Source organism: Demequina sp. B12, assembly GCF_028823635.1.
In the GTDB taxonomy this organism is placed as follows: Bacteria; Actinomycetota; Actinomycetes; order Actinomycetales; family Demequinaceae; genus Demequina.
The window spans coordinates 1-17,517 of sequence record NZ_JAPEHU010000003.1; the positions used below are offsets into that span (position 1 = coordinate 1).

Below are 17,517 nucleotides of genomic sequence, written 5' to 3' on the forward strand. Positions count from 1 at the left end.
CACACTGTTGAGTTCTCAAAGATCGGACGCGCACCTCCACCAAACCAACCGGTCCAGCTTCGGGGCAACCCTTCTAACTTACTCCCTTTTCGAGACGTTGTCAAATCCGCCGTTGTGGCTAGATTTGAGTTTGTCCCGAGCGGGATCTCCTACTCTACACCCTCAGAATCGCGTCAGCGAACCTGAGTTCTTGGAGTGAGGAGGCTGTCAACCAAGCTCTCCGTGGGCCTTGTTTCTGGCCTTCCGGAGCGCTTCCCTCGTTGGCAGCGAGGAAGACATTACGCACTTCTGGGGCCACCGTCAAATCGGGCGAATCTCGGGCGTGTCGCGCCTGAGAAACAAACAAAGCCCCTGGCAAACCCCACTATGGGCAGCCAAGGGCTCTGCTCGATGTCTAGATGACGCGAGAAAGTCCGACAGATTTTTTTCCACGTCGCAGGACGTACCAACCACCCGCGAGAGCGGCATGCGTACCCAACACCTCGTCGACTGACGACACCTTCACGTTGTTGACGTAGGCACCGCCATCCGCGACCGCTCTCCTCGCATCGGACTTCGACTTGACGATGCCTGCCTCGACCAGTGCATCCACCACGAGTGCGTCGCTCCCGAGTTCAGCCGAGCCCAACTCAGCAGCGCAGCCGGCCAAGGTCGCCTCATCCAGCTTTTCGAGTTCTCCCCGACCAAAGAGTGCTTGAGAAGCGAGCACGACCGCATCTGCGGCATCGGCCCCATGGACGAGTGCCGTCACGTCCCAGGCAAGCGTGCGCTGGGCCTCACGCCTAAAAGGCTCTTCCGCGACCTTGCGCTCGAGTTCCTCGATCTCTTCGCGGGTGCGGAAGGTGAAGTTCTTCAAGAACCGCACGACATCGGCATCTTCAGTGTTGATCCAGAACTGGTAGAAGGCATAGGGGCTCATCATGTCCGGGGCCAGCCACACGGCTCCGCCCTCTGTCTTGCCGAACTTCGTGCCATCTGCCTTGGTGATCAACGGGGTCGTCATGGCGTGGACGGCAGCGCCCTCCGCCTTGCGCACCAACTCGACACCGCCCAGCAAGTTGCCCCACTGATCATTGCCACCGGTCTGCAAGGAGCAGCCATGGCGACGGAAGAGCTCGAGGTAGTCGTTGGCCTGCAGCACCTGGTAGCTGAACTCGGTGTACGAAATACCTTCATCGCTGGCGAGACGGCGAGCCACAGTGTCCTTGGCGATCATGGTGCCCAGCCGGAAGTGTTGGCCAATCTCCCGTAGGAGATCGATGGCAGACAGCGGGCCCGTCCAATCGAGATTGTTGACCATCTGGGCCGCGTTGTCTCCCTCGAAACTCAGGAAACGGGAGATCTGAGCGTGGAGACGGTCGACCCACTCCGTCACGGTGTCCTTGGTGTTCAACACGCGCTCGCCGGACATTCGTGGGTCACCGATCATGCCAGTGGCTCCACCCACCAACGGGAGGACCTGGTGCCCTGCTTGCTGGAGGTGGCGCAGCAGGATCAGCTGGACGAGGTGGCCATGGTGCAGACTCGGCGCGGTCGGATCAAACCCGCAATACACGGTGATCGGACCTTCGGACAGCGCTGCGCGCAGCTCGTCTTCACCGGTGGTCTGTGCGATCAGCCCGCGCCACGCGAGCTCGTCAAGGATGTGCTCAGTCATGATGTTCGCCATTGTGCCAGGAAGTCAGACCGCCATGGTGCGCCCTCGCTCCCCGGCGTGAGCCCGCGTTGGGGGAAGACCCGGCAGAAGTCACGCGGGGAGGAGAGGGTCGTCGCTGGACGCGCAGGACGGCGTCACGAGTCGGCGCTGAGGGGTGGACGTCCGCACGGTGTCCAACCGACTCGGTAGTCGCGCGTCCAGCGACTAGTAACGACGCTAGTAGCGCTTGCCTGAGAAGAATCTCAGATTCGGACATTTCCCCCACGTACCGAAGACGCCTGCGACGACGCGTCGCTAGTCCGGAATCACCCGCATGCCGTCCAGGACAACATCCGCTGCCGCCGGCAGACCTTGCGCCGCGAGGAACGGACGCTCCTCCGCCTGCCACGCCAGCCACTCCTGCTTCACCGCTTCTCCATCACGCTCAAGGCCTCGTGCGAGGCGGACGTCCGTCGGCGCCTCTATCCACACGACGACCGACGCAAACTCGCGCGCCGCAGTCGACGCTGAACCGACGCCATCCACGACCAGCCACGGTCTGGCGTGAACCGCAATGCGATGAGTCCGCCGGGATAGACCCCAATCCCACATCGCGAAGCCAGCCTCCTCACCACGCGACAACGGGCGAAGCACCTGATCCACCAACACGTGATCGAGAGCTCCAAGACCGGTCCATCCCTCGTACATGTCGTCGGTATGGATCACCTGGACATCGGCAGCGGCGGGTACCGGGTTCGCAGGATCATACGTGCCCGGACCCGCTGACGACGGACCACCGAGCGCTGCACCCAACCTGCGCGCGAGCGTGGTCTTGCCCGAACCAGCAGGACCATCAATGAGGATGACGCGTGTAGTCCCCGCCTGAGCAGTGCGACCCTGGGCCTGAGCGATGATGGATTGCAGGCCCGTATTCCCTGGATCGTGCCTCACGTGCTTCAGGAAGCGGCCTCGGCCCAGGGACGGAAGTAACGCACGCGTTCACGCGCCGCCTTGCCCTGCTCCACGACTCGTGCAGGCGCGGTGCCCCCAACTCCGTTGCGTGCTGCCAGCGATCCTTCGACAGTCAGCACGTCGAGGACGCCCTCGGTGAGTTCCGGGTGGATGGCCTGCATCTCTTCGGCCGTCATCTCGTGCAAGTCCTTGCCGCGCTTTTCGCACAGCCGGACACACGCACCAGCAACCTCATGCGCGTCGCGGAAAGGAACTCCCTGCTTCACCATCCACTCAGCGATGTCAGTAGCAAGCGAGAACCCGGCCGGCGCGAGGGCCGCCAAGCGATCTTCGTGGAAGACCAACGTCCTCACCATGCCGGAGAACGCAGGAAGCAAGACTTCAAGAGTCTCCACGGCATCGAAACCGGGTTCATGTACTTCCTGAATGTCGCGGTTGTAAGCCAACGGCAAGCCCTTGAGTGTCGCGAGAAGTCCCGTCAAGTCGCCGATCAGGCGCCCAGCCTTTCCACGCGCGAGCTCGGCAATATCTGGGTTCTTCTTCTGCGGCATGATCGACGAGCCGGTCGAGTACGCGTCATCGAGGCTCGCGAAGCCGAACTCAACGGTGGCCCATGCGATGACTTCCTCCGAAATGCGCGAGAGATCCACCCCGATCATTGCCGACACCCACAGGAACTCGGCAACAACGTCACGGCCAGCGGTCGCATCGATCGAGTTCTCGCAAGGAGCAGAGAATCCCAGCTCGTCAGCAACCCCCTGGGGGTCAAGCCCCAAGGTGGACCCGGCAAGCGCTCCTGCCCCGTACGGAGACTTTGCTGCGCGCGCGTCCCAGTCCACCAATCGCTCGACATCGCGTAGCAACGGCCAGACGTGTGCCATCAAGTGGTGACCAAGGGTGACGGGCTGAGCATGCTGGAAATGAGTACGGCCCGGCATAGGTGCGTCGAGGTGACGGTCCGCCTGCTCAAGCAACGCGTCCACAACATCGAGAACACCGTCGGCGATCACGCGAGCATGACGACGCAGGTACATGCGCGCCAAGGTGGCGATCTGATCGTTGCGCGAACGCCCCGCTCGGAGCTTGCCTCCCACTTCCGGCCCGATGCGCTCAATCAGCAAGCGCTCAAGCGCGCCGTGGACATCCTCGTCGGACTCGGCAGGCTCGAGAATGCCCGCGGCCTCATCGCGCCGCAGGCCCTCGAGCCCGTCGATCATCGTCGCGAGTTCGTCGTCCGAGAGCAGCCCGGCACGGCGGAGGGCATTGGCGTGCGCGATGGATCCACGCAGGTCGTCATCCGCATAGCGCCAGTCGAACTGTGTCGACTTGCTCAGTGCCGCGAGTGCCTCTGCCGGGCCGGACGCGAAACGCCCGCCCCACAGGGCTCCCTCGTTAGTGCCGTGCTGCTCTCCCACCGACGTTATCCCTTCACACGAGCGGCACGAGCAGCCGCCTGCTTGGCTGCCAGGCCGTAGATCTCGATGAAACCACGCGCTGCCGACTGGTCGAACGCGTCGCCCTCGTCGTACGTGGCCATGTTGAAGTCGTACAGACCGACGTCAGACTTACGACCGGTCACGGTCGCGCGTCCGCCGTGCAACACCATGCGGACGTCACCCGAGACGTACTCCTGGGTGTCCTCGATAAACGCGTCAAGGGAGTCCTTCAGCGGCGACGACCACATGCCGTCGTAAACCAGCTCGCCCCACTTCTGCTCGACGCCACGCTTGAAGCGGGCCTGCTCGCGCTCGAGGCACACGTTCTCGAGCTCACGGTGCGCCTCGATGAGAGCGATGGCGCCCGGGGCCTCGTAGACCTCGCGTGACTTGATGCCGACCAAACGGTCTTCCACGATGTCGATACGTCCCACGCCGTGCGCACCAGCGCGGCGGTTCAGGATCTCGATGGCCTGCAGCGGGGTGACCTTCTCGCCGTCGATGGCGACGGGAACGCCACGCTCGAAGCTGATAGTGACCTCGTCCGGGACCGGGGGGAACGCCGGGTCGTCGGTGTAGTTGTACACGTCCTTGGTAGGCGAGTTCCAGATGTCTTCAAGGAAGCCGGTCTCGATGGCGCGGCCCCAGACGTTTTGATCGATCGAGAACGGGTTGGACTTGGTGGTCTCGATGGGCAGGTTGTGACGGCCTGCATATTCGATGGCCTTGTCGCGGGTCAACGCGAGGTCGCGCACGGGGGCGATGCACTTCAGGTCGGGCGCGATCGAGGTAATGCCAACCTCGAACCGCACCTGGTCGTTGCCCTTGCCGGTGCAGCCGTGAGCAACGGTCGAGCCGCCAAACTCACGGGCCGCAGCCACGAGGTGCTTGACGATCACGGGACGCGACAAGCCCGACACCAGCGGGTACTTGTCCTGGTACAGGCCATTCGCCTTGAGCGCCGGCATGCAGTATTCCTCGGCGAACTCATCGCGTGCGTCTGCCACATAGGCTTCCACCGCGCCGCAGTCGAGCGCACGCTGGCGAATAACCTCAAGGTCCTCGCCACCCTGGCCTACGTCCACCGCCACTGCGATGACTTCTGCACCCGTAGCATCGGCAATCCAGCCAATCGCTACCGAGGTGTCCAGTCCGCCCGAATATGCGAGCACCACCCGGTCCGTCATGTTGTTCTCCTTGTGAGTCTGATGAGTTGTTGTCGTGAAGTTGAAGTGCCGGCCACCCGGCAGGAGTCTCGAAAGTTGCAATCTCGAAGGCGGCGCATCGAGCGCTAGTGACCGCCTCCGACGGCTCGCTCAAGGAAACGTCGCGCCAGCCGCAGCCCGCCCTCGGGATCCCGAGTGATGACCATGATCGTGTCGTCTCCCCCTACGGTGCCGAGAATCTCGGCGTCCTCGTGTTGGTCGATCGCGCTGGCCAGGTATTGCGCGGCTCCAGACGGAGTCCTCAGCACAGTCAAGTTCGCAGAGCCATCCGCTGCAAGCAAGAGTTCGCCGCAGAGCCGAGTCAAGCGCTGGTCGGTATCCTCTGAGACCGACAGCGAGTCGGTCGTGGCGTAGATATGCGCGCCACCCAACCCACGCACTTTGACGGCGCCAATGTCGACCAGGTCGCGAGACAACGTCGCCTGCGTGACAGCGATCCCCTGCGCTTCAAGACGCAATGCCAGCTCGCCTTGCGAGTGAATCGCCTCCGACTCAATGAGCCGGCGGATCAGTGCCTGCCGCGCGGCCTTCGTTGCCGGAATCGTTTGGGTCATGGTCACTGCGCCACCAGCCACGTGAGAAGAGCTTTCTGGGCGTGAAGACGGTACTCGGCCTCGAGCCACACCACAGACTGATCGCCATCAATGACCGATGCGGTGATTTCCTTGCCCCGGTAGGCGGGCAAGCAGTGCAGTACCTGAGCGCCAGGTGCCGCAAGTTCTAGGGTCCGATCGTTGACTTGGAAGGCGGTAAAGGCCTGCTCTCGTGACTCCTTCTGCGCTTCATCACCCATAGAGACCCACGTGTCAGTCGCGATGACGTCAGCGCCACGAACTGCCTCATCATGGTCGTGCGTGACCAGCACCGAACCACCGGTCTCGGATGCGATCTGCTCAGCCTTCGCCACGACCTCGGCATCAGGAAGGTATCCAGCCGGAGTGCCCACGCGGACGTGCATGCCGGCCGTGGCACCGCCGAGGAGGTACGAGTGAGCCATATTGTTGGCGCCGTCTCCCACATAGGCAAGATCCAGTCCCGCCAGACGTCCAACTCCCCCACGCACATCCGCAACAGCCGCAAGGTCCGCGAGGATCTGGCAGGGGTGGAATGAGTCTGTCAGCGCGTTCACGACCGGCACCGACGAGTAGTCGGCCATCTCTTCAAGCCGATCCTGCCCGAAGGTACGCCACACGACCGCGCTCACCATACGCTCAAGCACACGGGCCGTATCCGCGATGGACTCACCACGGCCCATCTGCGAACTCCCGGCATCAATCACCAAGGGGAACCCGCCCAGTTCAGCGATTCCCGCGGAAAACGACACCCGTGTACGCGTGGAGTGTTTGTCGAAGATCACTGCCACTGCCTGCGGACCATCAAACGGTCGATGCGAGAACCGGTCATGGCGCATCGAAAGCGCCAACTCGAGCACCTCTCGCTGCTCGGCCGGAGTCACATCGTCATCACGCAGGAAGTGGCGAGTCATCACCGTCCCCCGTCTTCAGTTCCAGGGTCGCTGGCCTGGTAGGCAGCAAACCAGTCAATAAATGAATCCGCCTCGGCGACGGACAGATTGAGTGCAGGCACCAGTCGGATGGTGTCCGGGGACGGCGGATTCACGATGAATCCGGCGTCGGCAGCTGCTGCAGCGACCTGAGGCGCTGAAGGCTGCGCCAGCCCGATCGCCAACATCAGGCCCTCTCCACGGACCTCGAACACACCCTCGACCTTCTCAAGGCGCTCCCGGAGGTGAGCCCCCACAGCCTTGACGTTCGCGAGGAGATTCTCCTCATCAATGGCCTGAAGGGTCGCAAGCGCCGTCGCGGCGCCCATCGGGTTGCCACCAAAAGTCGTGCCGTGTTCACCCTTGCCGAGCAATGAGCCCGCATCAGGGCCGAAGGCCACGACGGCACCAATGGGGAACCCCCCACCAAGACCTTTCGCAAGCGTCATCACGTCGGGAGCAATGCCATGGAGTTGGTGGGCAAACCACGCACCAGTGCGCGCCACGCCGGTTTGGATCTCGTCGACGATCAGCAACGCGCCGGCCTCAGTCGTGAGTTCCCGTGCCAAAGCGAAGAACTCATGAGTCAGCGGACGGACCCCGGCTTCACCCTGAATCGGCTCGGTGATAATCGCAGCAAGGTCGCTACCAGCGGCCTCCGCTGCGGAACGCAGCGCCACAGTGTCATTCGCAGGCACGAACACCACTCCACCTGGCATCGGCTCGAACTGCTCACGGATGGCCGGCTTATGAGTCATGGCAAGCGCACCCATAGTGCGGCCATGGAAACCGCCTTCGAGCGCAATCACGGTGCCACGACCAGTCTTGCGCGCCATCTTGAAGGCCGCCTCGTTGGCTTCAGCCCCAGAGTTGCTGAAGAAGACCCGCGAACCCGCAGGGGCGTCAGCCAGTTCAAGGAGACGCTCAGCAAGTTCGATTTGAGGTGCCGTGGCAAAGAAGTTCGAGGTATGCGCGAGCGTCTGAGCTTGATGAGCGACCGCAGCAACCCATGCCGGGTGGCCATGGCCCAGAGCATTCACTGCGATGCCGCCCAAGAGATCCAGATAGCGGGCACCGTCCGCGTCCCACACATAGCTACCTTCACCGCGGGTCAACACACGCATCGGGGTGCCGTAGGTTCCCATCAGCGCGTGCTCATACCGGTCGATCCCGGCCGCTCCAGTTGTCACGTCACCCATGGTCAACCCCACAGTTCCGTGTCGTCGGGACGCACCATGGTGCCGATTCCGCGGGTCGTGAAGATCTCTGTCAACAGCGAGTGCGGCTCACGACCATCAATGATGTGCGCCTGGGCGACTCCACCCCGGACGGCCCGCAAGCACCCCTCCATCTTGGGGACCATGCCCGCGGCGAGCGTGGGAAGCATCTTTTCAACATCTGAAGCGTGGATGCGCCGCACCAACGAGTCTTTGTCGGGCCAGTTGGCGTACAGACCCTCCACGTCAGTCAGCATCACGAGCTTTCGAGCACGCAAGGCCACCGCGATCGCCGCCGCAGCAGTGTCGGCGTTCACGTTCAGGACCGTGGTGGGGTCGTCCATATCAGGTGCGACTGTCGAGACCACAGGAATACGGCCGGCAGAGATGATGTCCTCAATGGCGGCGGGGTTGACTTTCACCACGTCGCCCACAAGACCGACGTCCACCTTCTCGCCATCCACCGTTGCCTTGCGACGCTTCGCTTGGAGCATGCCTGCGTCTTCTCCGGACATTCCCACAGCAAGTGGTCCGTGGTCATTGATGAGTCCCACGAGTTCACGCGAAACAGAACCGGTCAACACCATCCGGACCACGTCCATGGCCTCAGGTGTCGTGACACGAAGACCGCCGCGGAACTCAGACTCAATGCCCAGCTTGTTAAGCATCTCCGAAATCTGCGGGCCGCCACCGTGAACCACCACGGGGTAAAGGCCCAGCAGACGCAGGTGAACAACATCCTGAGCGAACGCTGCCTTGAGATCGTCATCAATCATGGCGTTGCCGCCATATTTGATGACGATGGTTGAGCCCCGGAAGGACTCGATCCAAGGCATGGCGTCGATCAGGACGCCCACCTTTTCCTGCGGGGTGAGGTCGGGATAGTCGATGTCTGTGCTCATGAGCTGTAGGCGCTGTTCTCGTGTACGTAGTCGTGAGTGAGGTCGTTAGTCCAGACAGTAGCTTCTGCGGTGCCGGCGTGGAGGTCCACCACGACGGTGACTTCGCGGCCCGTGAGGTCGACGAGTTCGCGGTCCTCCCCCACACCTGCGGCACGGCATACCTGGATGCCGTTCACATAGACGTCAAGCAAGGTCGCATCGTAGGGCGCTACTGTCACAGGAACGGTCCCCGCGGCAGAGATGATGCGTCCCCAGTTGGGGTCGTTGCCAAAGATCGCGGTCTTGAAGAGATTGGACCGCGTGATGGCGCGGGCGACCGCCTCCGCAGCGTCCTCGGAGGAAGCGTTCGTGACAGTCACCGCAATGTCGTGAGCAGCGCCTTCTGCGTCGGCTACGAGCTTGCGCGACAGCTGAGCCAAGACGCCGGTGAGCGCCTCCTCGAAGGCTGCTGCCTCGACGGCTGCGCCTGACGCGCCCGAGGACAGCAGCAGCACCGTGTCATTCGTAGACATGCACCCATCAGAGTCAACGCGGTTCAGCGTCTTCGCGACTGCCGATGCGAGCGCGTCCTTGGCGGTTCCGGCATCGAGCACGGCATCAGTGGTGACGACGCACAACATGGTGGCCATGCCGGGGGCGAGCATTCCTGCCCCCTTTGCCATGCCGCCTACGGTCCATCCGTCACCGTCGACCTGCGCGGTCTTCGACACAGAGTCCGTGGTCATAATGCCCTCGGCCGCGGCTTGCCCGCCGTCTGCCGAGAGCTCACTGATGGCAGCATCGGCGCCGTCGAGGAGCTTGTCCATGGGTAGGCGCACGCCAATGAGACCCGTCGAGCACACCGCGACGTCCCCGGACGATACTTCGCGACCAGCGTTCGTCAGCGCGTCGGCGACATACTCGGCGGTGCGATGCGTATCTGCGAAGCCTTCAGGCCCGGTGCACGCATTGGCGCCTCCCGAGTTGAGGATGACCGCATCCACTCGGCCGTCGGCGGCCACCTGACGTGACCAGGTGACGGGTGCAGCTTCGACCCGGTTGGTGGTGAACACTCCTGCGGCGACCTTGTGCGGGCCCTCGTTCACGACGACGGTGATGTCCTTCGCGCCCGTCGACTTGATTCCGGCGGCAACGCCAGCAGCGACAAAGCCTTGAGCTGCGGTGACACTCATGGTGCGACTCCCAACACCTGGAGGCCGGTAGTTTCCGGGTACCCCAGTACGACGTTCATCGACTGCAGTGCGGCACCAGCAGTGCCCTTCACCAAGTTGTCGATCGCGGCGATGACGACAACACGCCCTGCCTTCTCATCGACGGCCACCTGCACGAGGCACGTGTTGGCGCCCAGCGTGGCCGCAGTCGTGGGCCACTGGCCTTCGGGCAACAAGTGGACGAAAGGTTCATCAGCGTAAGCCGCCTCCCAGGCATTGCGGACTTGGTCCGCACTGACGCCGGCGGCCAACGGCGCCGTGATGGTGGCGAGGATTCCTCGTGCCATCGGCACCAGCGTGGGCGTGAAGCTGATCTTGACATCGTCAGCGCCTGCAACGCCAAGGTTCTGGACGATCTCCGGAATGTGGCGGTGCACTCCCCCAACTCCATAGGCGCTGGCGGCGCCAAGACCCTCTGAGGCCAGGAGGTTAGTAGCGAGCTTCTTCCCTGCACCCGAGTAGCCGTTGGCGAGAACTGCAACGATGTCGGTGGGGTCAATCACTCCGGCTTTCACGCCGGGCTGGAGCCCTAAGGTGACGGCGGTGACGTTGCAGCCTGGAACAGCGATGCGCTTCGCGCCGGGCAGGTTATCGCGCTGATGCCCGGTCGAGGTGATGAGTTCCGGCATGCCGTAGGGCCACGTGCCAGCGTGCTCACCGCCGTAGTACTCGGCCCAGGCAGTTGAAGAGGCCAGGCGATGGTCGGCGCCGCAGTCAATGACCAGCGTTTCCGGGGGCAGCTGGGCAGCGATAGCGGCGGAGGCTCCATGCGGCAACGCGAGCACGACTACGTCATGACCGGCGAGAGTCTCAGCCGAAGTTTCGACGATCTCACGATCCGCGAGCGTCCGTAGGTGCGGCTGGTGCACCCCCAATCGATCACCGGCAGAGGAATGCGCGGCGAGCGTTCCGAACTCAACGTCCGGATGCTCTGAGAACACGCGCAAGACCTCGCCGCCTACGTATCCGGAGGCACCAGAAACTGCGACTGAAAGAGGCATGTGCATAACTATACATGATGATGAATGCACTCCCGCTGAAGGCCCGGCCCGCGCGTGCCACGATGTCCCTATGACGACCATTATCGCAGGCACACCAGGGGGCCCCGAGGTCCTGCGTGCGACGGACCGCCCGCTTCCCCACCCTGGCCCTCACCACGTCGCAGTCGCCGTCGCGGCGTGTGGAGTCAACTACATCGACACGTATCAACGCTCAGGAATCTATCCCGTCGAGTTCCCCTTTATCCCAGGGCTCGAAGGCGCCGGAACTGTGGCCGAAGTCGGCAGCGACGTCACGTGGGCTCAGGTGGGTGACCGCGTGGCGTGGGCCTCGACGCCTGAGTCCTACTCTGAACGAGTCATCCTCAGGGAAGACGACTGCTATCCCGTCCCCGACTCCGTGTCGCTCGACACTGCAGCAGCGCTCATGTTGCAAGGCCTCACCGCGCACTATCTCAGCGCCTCCACGTTTCCCCTCGACAACCGTCACACCGCCCTCGTTCACGCAGGCGCCGGGGGCGTGGGCTTGCTCCTCACTCAACTTGCCGTCGCACGCGGCGCACGCGTCATCACGACGGTGTCCAGCGATGACAAAGAAGATCTCTCCCGCAACGCTGGTGCAACCGACGTGATCCGCTACGAACGCTTCCGCGACATGGACACCGAGCTGCCCGCGGCAGTACGCGCACTCACCGCCGGCCGCGGCGTTGACGTCGTCTTCGATGGCGTGGGCGCCTCCACCTTCGAAGGGTCGCTCAGTTCACTGGACGTGCGCGGCATGCTCGTCTTGTTCGGCGGCGCATCAGGGCAAGTCCCGGCATTCAACTTGCAGCGCCTCAACAGTGGCGGATCGCTGTATGCGACGAGGCCGTCACTCGGACATTATCTCCGCACAGCAGAGGAACGGTCCTGGCGTGCCGGAGATCTCTTTGCCGCTGTCACCGCGGGAGAGCTCCAGGTCCGCATCGGCGCCACATTTCCGCTGGCCGATGCCGCGCACGCCCACCGCGCCCTCGAAGGCCGTCGCACCACCGGCAAGGTACTCCTCACGACTTTCCAGAGCTGACCGCACGAGTGCGGACGCAACCACCGAGACCCCACGCCGACACACAATCGTGACAATCGCGCGGCACAATAGGCACCATGCAGCACCTACGCCTCCGCGTCATGCGTGACACCGACCTCGACGATGTGTTGCGCCTCAACAACGACGCCACGCCCGCCGTGAACGAACTCACCGCCGAGCAACTTGCGGCTCTGCGCGCCATGTGTGACGTCGCGCTCGTCGCGACAGGCAACTCCGGAGACGTGATCGCTTTCCTGCTCTCGCTCGCGGGCGGCCAGGAATACCTGTCAGAGAACTATCAGTGGTTCGAAGCACGCAAAACGCGCCACCAGTACATCGACCGCATTGTGGTCAGTTCCGGTGCGCGCGGAACCGGAGTCGGTCGCGCAATGTACGAGTCGGTGTTCGAGCGGGCTCGCGAGCGCAGCGCCACAGAAGTGACTGCCGAGGTCAACCTGCGTCCCGCCAACCCCAGGTCTATGGCCTTTCATGAACGCCTTGGCTTCCGTCAGTTGGGCGAACAGGAGACAAAGAACGGGGCTGTCCGTGTGGCGTTGCTGAGCCGCGCAGTAAACGACGTTTTCTAAGCAGCACGCCCGACGACCTCCCGTCGCTGAGGCAGTTACCCTTCAGTTATGCGGATCCTCATCGTGGGCGGCACCGGCGTGATCTCATCGGAGGTCGTTGAGACAGCCGTGACCGCGGGGCATGACGTGACAATGGTGACGCGCGGCCGATCCACGATCGCCTCCACGCCCACGCAGGTCACATCCATCACGGCCGATGCCACCTCGCCAGCAGCACTGCGGACGGCGCTTGCTGGCGCAGACCGGTATGACGCGGTCGTGCAGTGTGTGGCGTTCGATCCTCTCCACGTCAGCCAGGATGTCGACACTTTCGCGGCGCTAACGGACCAGTACGTTCTCGTTTCAACCTCGGCTGCGTATGCGACGTGGGAACGTCATCACCACCTCACGGAAGACGACCCGCAGGAGAACCTGTTCTGGGAGTACGCCGCACTCAAAGCTGAGGCAGAAGTCGTCCTGCGCGACCATGCAACGCAGGCGGGGCTTCCCTTCACGATTGTGCGCCCGGCGCACACGTACGGGCCGTCGAAGATTCCTGCCTATACGGGGAACTCACGCCACCCGTGGACGATCGTTGATCGCATGCGCTCGGGGGCCGATGTAGTGGTCCCGGGAGACGGCACGTCACTGTGGACGCTGACGCACGCTCGAGACGTGGCCACAGCCATTGTCGGACTCCTAGGAAACCCTGCCGCTGCGGGGCGCGCAGTCCACATCACTTCTGATGAAGCGCTGACGTGGAACGCGTTGTATGCGCACATCGCCGCCACTGCAGGGCTTTCCCCCGAGCAGTGGCATGCGCAACGTTTGTGTGTGCCTTCCGATGCGCTCGTCGCGGCCGCGCCCACGCAGCGAGGCTCCATTTACGGCGACAAGATGCATCCAGCGCTGTACGACAACTCCGTCATCAAGGAACTTGTGCCCGGATGGCAGGCTCGGATCCCGTTCGCCGACGGCATCCGCGAATGTGTGGAGTGGTTCGAGGCCGACCCCTCGCGGCAGCGCGTCGATTCTGACGCCAACGCCATGTTCGACTCCCTTGCGATGATCTACCGACGAGCCCTTGCGGAGGCGGGCGCATGAGACTATTCCGGAGGTCCCGTGCGACCACTCCCGAGAGGGATGCCCGTCAGCTCGACAAACTGCTTGACGTCGCTGCATCCGAGCTCAGCCGCAACCCCCAAGCATCGTTGCCTGCAATCGCGGCTCGGGCCGGGCTGTCTACTCATGACGCAGAACGTCTCACCGGTGGTCGCACCTCACTGATCCGTGCCACCATCCTGCGGGGCGCGGCGCGCATCGGCGACGCCGCATTCCTCGACGACGGCGACCCGGCCGATCAGGTCGCGATGCTCATCGGCCGCGTATGGGATGACCAAACCCGCAACCTTCGTCTCACTCATCTCGCATCACGCGGCCCCTACCGCGCAAGTGTCGAGGAGGCGCTCGCTCCTCTCCGCTCGACGCTTCGCATCGCCTTACGCTCGGGCGTTGACACTGAGGTGATGCGTTCCGATCTGCCGGATGCCACGCTCGCGTGGCTCGTGGAGCAGTCGGTGTGGGACGTGATCGATATGGCAGCCAACCGGCCCGAGCTCGCGTCCGACTGGCGCCAACTCGCCATGACGCACGCACTGTGCACCTCGGGACTGTCCTGGAAGCACGCGCTCGACGTCGCTCACACCGCATCGGCCCGTCTTGCTCAAGAAGAGACGGGACCGCGCCGCCGTTCCCATCGTCCTGCCCCTACCCCACTGTCCCCCGCCGCTATCCCACCGGAGGAGAACCCCTCATGAAGGCAATCGCCGCACTTGATGTGTACGAGATTGACAATCCGCAAGCTTTCGAAGAAATCGACATGCCGGATCCGGTCGCAGGTCCGCTCGACCTCGTCATCCGTGTTGAGGCAGTCTCTGTCAACCCCATCGATACGCTCCGCCGCAAGCGCACCAATCCCCAGAAGGTGAGGGTGTTGGGTTTCGACGGCGCAGGCACCGTTGTGGCCGTCGGTGACGAGGTCACCGACTTCTCTGAAGGCGACGAGGTGTGGTGGGCCGGAGACGTCGGCCGCCATGGGGCAAACGCCGACTATCAGGCTGTCGACTCGCGCCTCGTGGCACGCAAGCCCGAGTCGTGGTCTTTCGCCGACGCAGCTGCCCTGCCACTCACGGCCCTGACGGCATGGGAGAGCATGTTTGACCACCTGCGACTGAATCGAGAAGACGACGGATCACTGCTGATCGTGGGCGGTGCTGGCGGAGTGGGTTCCATCCTGACCCAACTCGCGAAGCGCCTCACCGCAATGTCGGTGGTGGCGACCGCTTCCCGTGAAGAGTCTGCCCAGTGGTGTCGCACCATGGGAGCCGATGCCGTGGCTGACCACCGCGACCTTGTCGCCACCGCGAAGCCCCACGCCGTAGATGGCTACAGTTACGTATTTTCGTCATATACCGACGGCAACATCGAGGCATACGCCGAACTACTACGACCCTTCGGCCACGTGGTGTCCGTCAACGGCTCCAAGTTCGACCTGGTGCCGCTGTTCCCCAAGGCCATCAGTTTCCACTGGGAGAACATGTTCACCCGTTCCCGTTTCGCAACCTGGGACATGAGCGTCCAGGGCACCATCCTCAGCGAGGTCGCCGCGCTCGCAGATGCAGGCGACATTGTCACGACCGCTGGCACCGTGATGGAGGGGTTCACGCCCGAAAACTTGCGGCAGGCGCATGCGCTTGTCGAGACACGCCGCGCGGTCGGGAAAGTGGTGGTGACGCGCTAACGGGGGGGTCGAATCACCTGGCAAACAGGGCGGTAGCACCGAGGATGAACTTGGCTCATCGGACCTCCTGTGCCAGGGTCGACGCATGTTCCCCCGCTCAACTGTTGTCCTTGCCCTAGGTTCCTTCGCGATGGTCGGTGGCCTCGCGGCCTGCTCCCAAGCTGAACCTGAGCCAGATCGCTCCGCCGGCGCCGAGGCCACCCAGTCAGCCAACCCGAGCGCCGCATCCGCCACACCAGACCCCACGGTCTCACCGAGCGCCTCCACGACAGCATCGGCCGCACTCGACCCGTTCTGCGCCCCTGCGCAAGCCGGCGCTATAGCGATGAACGACCTCTTGGACGCGTCGGATCGCAAATCCGCACAAACGGGGATCGAGGACGATCGCGGAGACGTCGCGCTCATGAACGCCGCAGGCAAAGACATGCAGACAGCGAGCGCGAGCGTGCACGCAGAGTGGACCACTGCGCAAGGTCTCCTGCTGGACACGGTGGTCTCGGATGTCGACTCCAGCACCACCGCTGATGATGCTGATGCGGCATTTGACGACGTCTTGCGCTACCTGGACGAGCTCGTGGATCCCGAGGCTGATATTGCTGCGACGGCAGGGTCGATCGCTGAGTACGACATGGCGACAGTGACCCTGCTGACTTCCCACGACGTCGTCTCGACCGCGAGCGCTGGAGCGCAAGGACTGTCGGTGGTGCTGAGTTACACCCTCGACAGGTGTGGCGAGCTCGAGGGTTTCGAGTCGTAAAAGTTTGCGTGACCGTTCAAGGCCGCAAACTGGGGCTGAGTGCCTCGATCAATGCCGCTTCATCGCTCACGCCCAGGTAGACCTCCTGGCCGTCGGCAAGCGTCACGACCACCGCGCTGCTTCCCAGCGTGGTGTAGGCGCGAGCATTGCGTCGGTCCAAGGAGTAGCGCCATCCCCAGCCGCCGAACTCTCGTAGCGGAGAGTATTCGCGCCGTTGTATTGCGGTGATCGAGTCGCGCGCAATGGTGCGCCTCAGCACGCCTGCAAGGGAGATGGTCACGCTGGTCGCGTCGACGACGATCGTCAAGGGGATGGCGCACAGCGCCACGATGAGCGCCAGAGTCCCGAGGGCAACCCACGGCGCGTCCGACCATGCGCTCGTCAGGCCAAATGCAACGGCACTGATCACCGCACACGCGGCCAGCATCCACGCCACCACGTGGTTCTGAAACGACCACTGGCGAGATCGATACGCATCCATGTCTCTACTGTGGCATGACGGCGGTCCTATGCACTCCACACAGTTGCGAGCACCATCCACGTCAATGCGCTGGCAGCGACGGCAACAGCGAATGCCGTGAGGACCCCTACTCGTACGCTGGCACGCGCAAGGCTGGGGCGACTTTTCCCTTCACGGACAGCGCGAGCCACCCGGGAAAATCGCAGCGACACGGACAGATGGAGCACGAGGGCTACCGCCACACCAGCGAGTCCCATCACATACGCCAAGGGCCCATATGCCATAGCGAGCAACTGTGCACCGGCGATAGACATCAGTCCCAACCTCAGTGCCGTTCGTCGCCACGCCAGTACCGTCAACATGTGGACGTCAAACGAGTTCGTCCCGCGTACTGGCGGTGCACTCATCGCGACACCACAGCACCAATGAACAACACCAGCGTCGCGATCACGACACCGACCGTAATAACAGCGCCCACATGCAAGGTGGGCTCCCAATCGCCCCGCCGCGCGTCACGGTTGGTGGCACGCCAGCCCACATACCCCTGGACTGCCGCCAACAGCCCCAGCACAACGAAGAGTCCACCCGAGGCGAGAAGCCACCCCGGATGAACCGGCGGGTCAAGGGCGACGAGTGCAGCGCCGGTCGCCGTCAACGCCAATGAGGTACGGACCCAGGCCAGGAATGTGCGCTCGTTCGCGAGCGCCACTTGTGGGTGGGCGGGCAGGGCCGCGGGCTGTTCCGGCGTGTCTGGCATGGGGCCTCC

At 63.4% G+C, this 17,517-nt stretch carries 19 protein-coding genes; 6 read left to right on the forward strand and 13 right to left on the reverse strand.

Annotated elements, in window-relative coordinates; genetic code table 11:
- Positions 1 to 394: 394 nt before the first annotated feature.
- The 10 genes from tyrS to argC all read right to left on the reverse strand — a co-directional run bounded on the left by tyrS (position 395) and on the right by argC (position 11,105).
- Positions 395 to 1,657: a tyrosine--tRNA ligase gene (gene tyrS / locus ON058_RS07490; RefSeq protein WP_274668426.1), complete on the reverse strand. Its 1,263-nt coding sequence runs from the start codon at positions 1,655 to 1,657 to the stop codon at positions 395 to 397.
- Positions 1,658 to 1,951: 294 nt separating this feature from the next.
- Complete coding sequence (locus ON058_RS07495; RefSeq protein ID WP_274668427.1) at positions 1,952 to 2,587, reverse strand: uridine kinase; 636 nt, start codon at positions 2,585 to 2,587, stop codon at positions 1,952 to 1,954.
- A gap of 5 nt (positions 2,588 to 2,592) precedes the next feature.
- Positions 2,593 to 4,023: an argininosuccinate lyase gene (gene argH, locus ON058_RS07500; RefSeq protein ID WP_274668428.1), complete on the reverse strand. Its 1,431-nt coding sequence runs from the start codon at positions 4,021 to 4,023 to the stop codon at positions 2,593 to 2,595.
- A gap of 5 nt (positions 4,024 to 4,028) precedes the next feature.
- Positions 4,029 to 5,231, reverse strand: coding sequence for an argininosuccinate synthase (locus ON058_RS07505; protein WP_274668429.1), 1,203 nt, complete (start codon positions 5,229 to 5,231; stop codon positions 4,029 to 4,031).
- 104 nt (positions 5,232 to 5,335) lie between these two features.
- Positions 5,336 to 5,824, reverse strand: coding sequence for an arginine repressor (argR, locus tag ON058_RS07510; protein ID WP_274668430.1), 489 nt, complete (start codon positions 5,822 to 5,824; stop codon positions 5,336 to 5,338).
- A gap of 2 nt (positions 5,825 to 5,826) precedes the next feature.
- Positions 5,827 to 6,756, reverse strand: a complete 930-nt coding sequence (gene argF, locus ON058_RS07515; RefSeq protein WP_274668431.1) for an ornithine carbamoyltransferase — start codon at positions 6,754 to 6,756, stop codon at positions 5,827 to 5,829.
- Complete coding sequence (locus ON058_RS07520; RefSeq protein ID WP_274668432.1) at positions 6,756 to 7,973, reverse strand: acetylornithine transaminase; 1,218 nt, start codon at positions 7,971 to 7,973, stop codon at positions 6,756 to 6,758. The genes argF and ON058_RS07520 overlap by 1 nt, the downstream gene beginning before the upstream one ends.
- A 2-nt stretch (positions 7,974 to 7,975) precedes the next feature.
- Positions 7,976 to 8,893 (reverse strand): acetylglutamate kinase, encoded by a 918-nt coding sequence (argB, locus tag ON058_RS07525; protein WP_274668433.1) that lies wholly within the window; start codon positions 8,891 to 8,893, stop codon positions 7,976 to 7,978.
- The gene (argJ, locus tag ON058_RS07530) at positions 8,890 to 10,065 is read right to left on the reverse strand and encodes a bifunctional glutamate N-acetyltransferase/amino-acid acetyltransferase ArgJ (protein WP_274668434.1); all 1,176 of its coding nucleotides are present in this window, start codon (positions 10,063 to 10,065) and stop codon (positions 8,890 to 8,892) included. Before argJ ends, argB begins: the two co-directional genes overlap by 4 nt.
- Positions 10,062 to 11,105 (reverse strand): N-acetyl-gamma-glutamyl-phosphate reductase, encoded by a 1,044-nt coding sequence (gene argC, locus ON058_RS07535; protein ID WP_274668435.1) that lies wholly within the window; start codon positions 11,103 to 11,105, stop codon positions 10,062 to 10,064. The genes argJ and argC overlap by 4 nt, the downstream gene beginning before the upstream one ends.
- 70 nt (positions 11,106 to 11,175) lie before the next feature.
- On the opposite strand from argC, the gene ON058_RS07540 reads away from it, so the two are divergent.
- The 6 genes from ON058_RS07540 to ON058_RS07565 all read left to right on the forward strand — a co-directional run bounded on the left by ON058_RS07540 (position 11,176) and on the right by ON058_RS07565 (position 16,291).
- On the forward strand, positions 11,176 to 12,168 hold the full coding sequence (locus tag ON058_RS07540) for a quinone oxidoreductase (RefSeq protein ID WP_274668436.1): 993 nt from the start codon (positions 11,176 to 11,178) through the stop codon (positions 12,166 to 12,168).
- 77 nt (positions 12,169 to 12,245) lie between these two features.
- Positions 12,246 to 12,755 (forward strand): GNAT family N-acetyltransferase, encoded by a 510-nt coding sequence (locus ON058_RS07545; RefSeq protein ID WP_274668437.1) that lies wholly within the window; start codon positions 12,246 to 12,248, stop codon positions 12,753 to 12,755.
- A gap of 48 nt (positions 12,756 to 12,803) precedes the next feature.
- The gene (locus ON058_RS07550) at positions 12,804 to 13,838 is read left to right on the forward strand and encodes an NAD-dependent epimerase/dehydratase family protein (RefSeq protein ID WP_274668438.1); all 1,035 of its coding nucleotides are present in this window, start codon (positions 12,804 to 12,806) and stop codon (positions 13,836 to 13,838) included.
- Positions 13,835 to 14,551 carry a hypothetical protein gene (locus tag ON058_RS07555; protein WP_274668439.1) on the forward strand — a complete coding sequence of 239 codons (717 nt, stop codon included), beginning with the start codon at positions 13,835 to 13,837 and terminating at the stop codon, positions 14,549 to 14,551. Before ON058_RS07550 ends, ON058_RS07555 begins: the two co-directional genes overlap by 4 nt.
- Entirely contained in the window at positions 14,548 to 15,534 is a 987-nt protein-coding gene (locus ON058_RS07560) for a zinc-binding alcohol dehydrogenase family protein (protein ID WP_274668440.1), read from the forward strand. The genes ON058_RS07555 and ON058_RS07560 overlap by 4 nt, the downstream gene beginning before the upstream one ends.
- Positions 15,535 to 15,619: 85 nt before the next feature.
- Complete coding sequence (locus tag ON058_RS07565; protein WP_274668441.1) at positions 15,620 to 16,291, forward strand: hypothetical protein; 672 nt, start codon at positions 15,620 to 15,622, stop codon at positions 16,289 to 16,291.
- Positions 16,292 to 16,307: 16 nt separating this feature from the next.
- Here the strand turns inward: ON058_RS07565 and ON058_RS07570 are convergent, their stop codons facing one another.
- The 3 genes from ON058_RS07570 to ON058_RS07580 all read right to left on the reverse strand — a co-directional run bounded on the left by ON058_RS07570 (position 16,308) and on the right by ON058_RS07580 (position 17,508).
- Positions 16,308 to 16,772: a hypothetical protein gene (locus tag ON058_RS07570; RefSeq protein ID WP_274668442.1), complete on the reverse strand. Its 465-nt coding sequence runs from the start codon at positions 16,770 to 16,772 to the stop codon at positions 16,308 to 16,310.
- Positions 16,773 to 16,798: 26 nt separating this feature from the next.
- Positions 16,799 to 17,065, reverse strand: a complete 267-nt coding sequence (locus ON058_RS07575; protein ID WP_274668443.1) for a hypothetical protein — start codon at positions 17,063 to 17,065, stop codon at positions 16,799 to 16,801.
- 89 nt (positions 17,066 to 17,154) lie between these two features.
- Entirely contained in the window at positions 17,155 to 17,508 is a 354-nt protein-coding gene (locus ON058_RS07580; protein WP_274668444.1) for a YidH family protein, read from the reverse strand.
- Between the last annotated feature and the right edge of the window lie 9 nt (positions 17,509 to 17,517).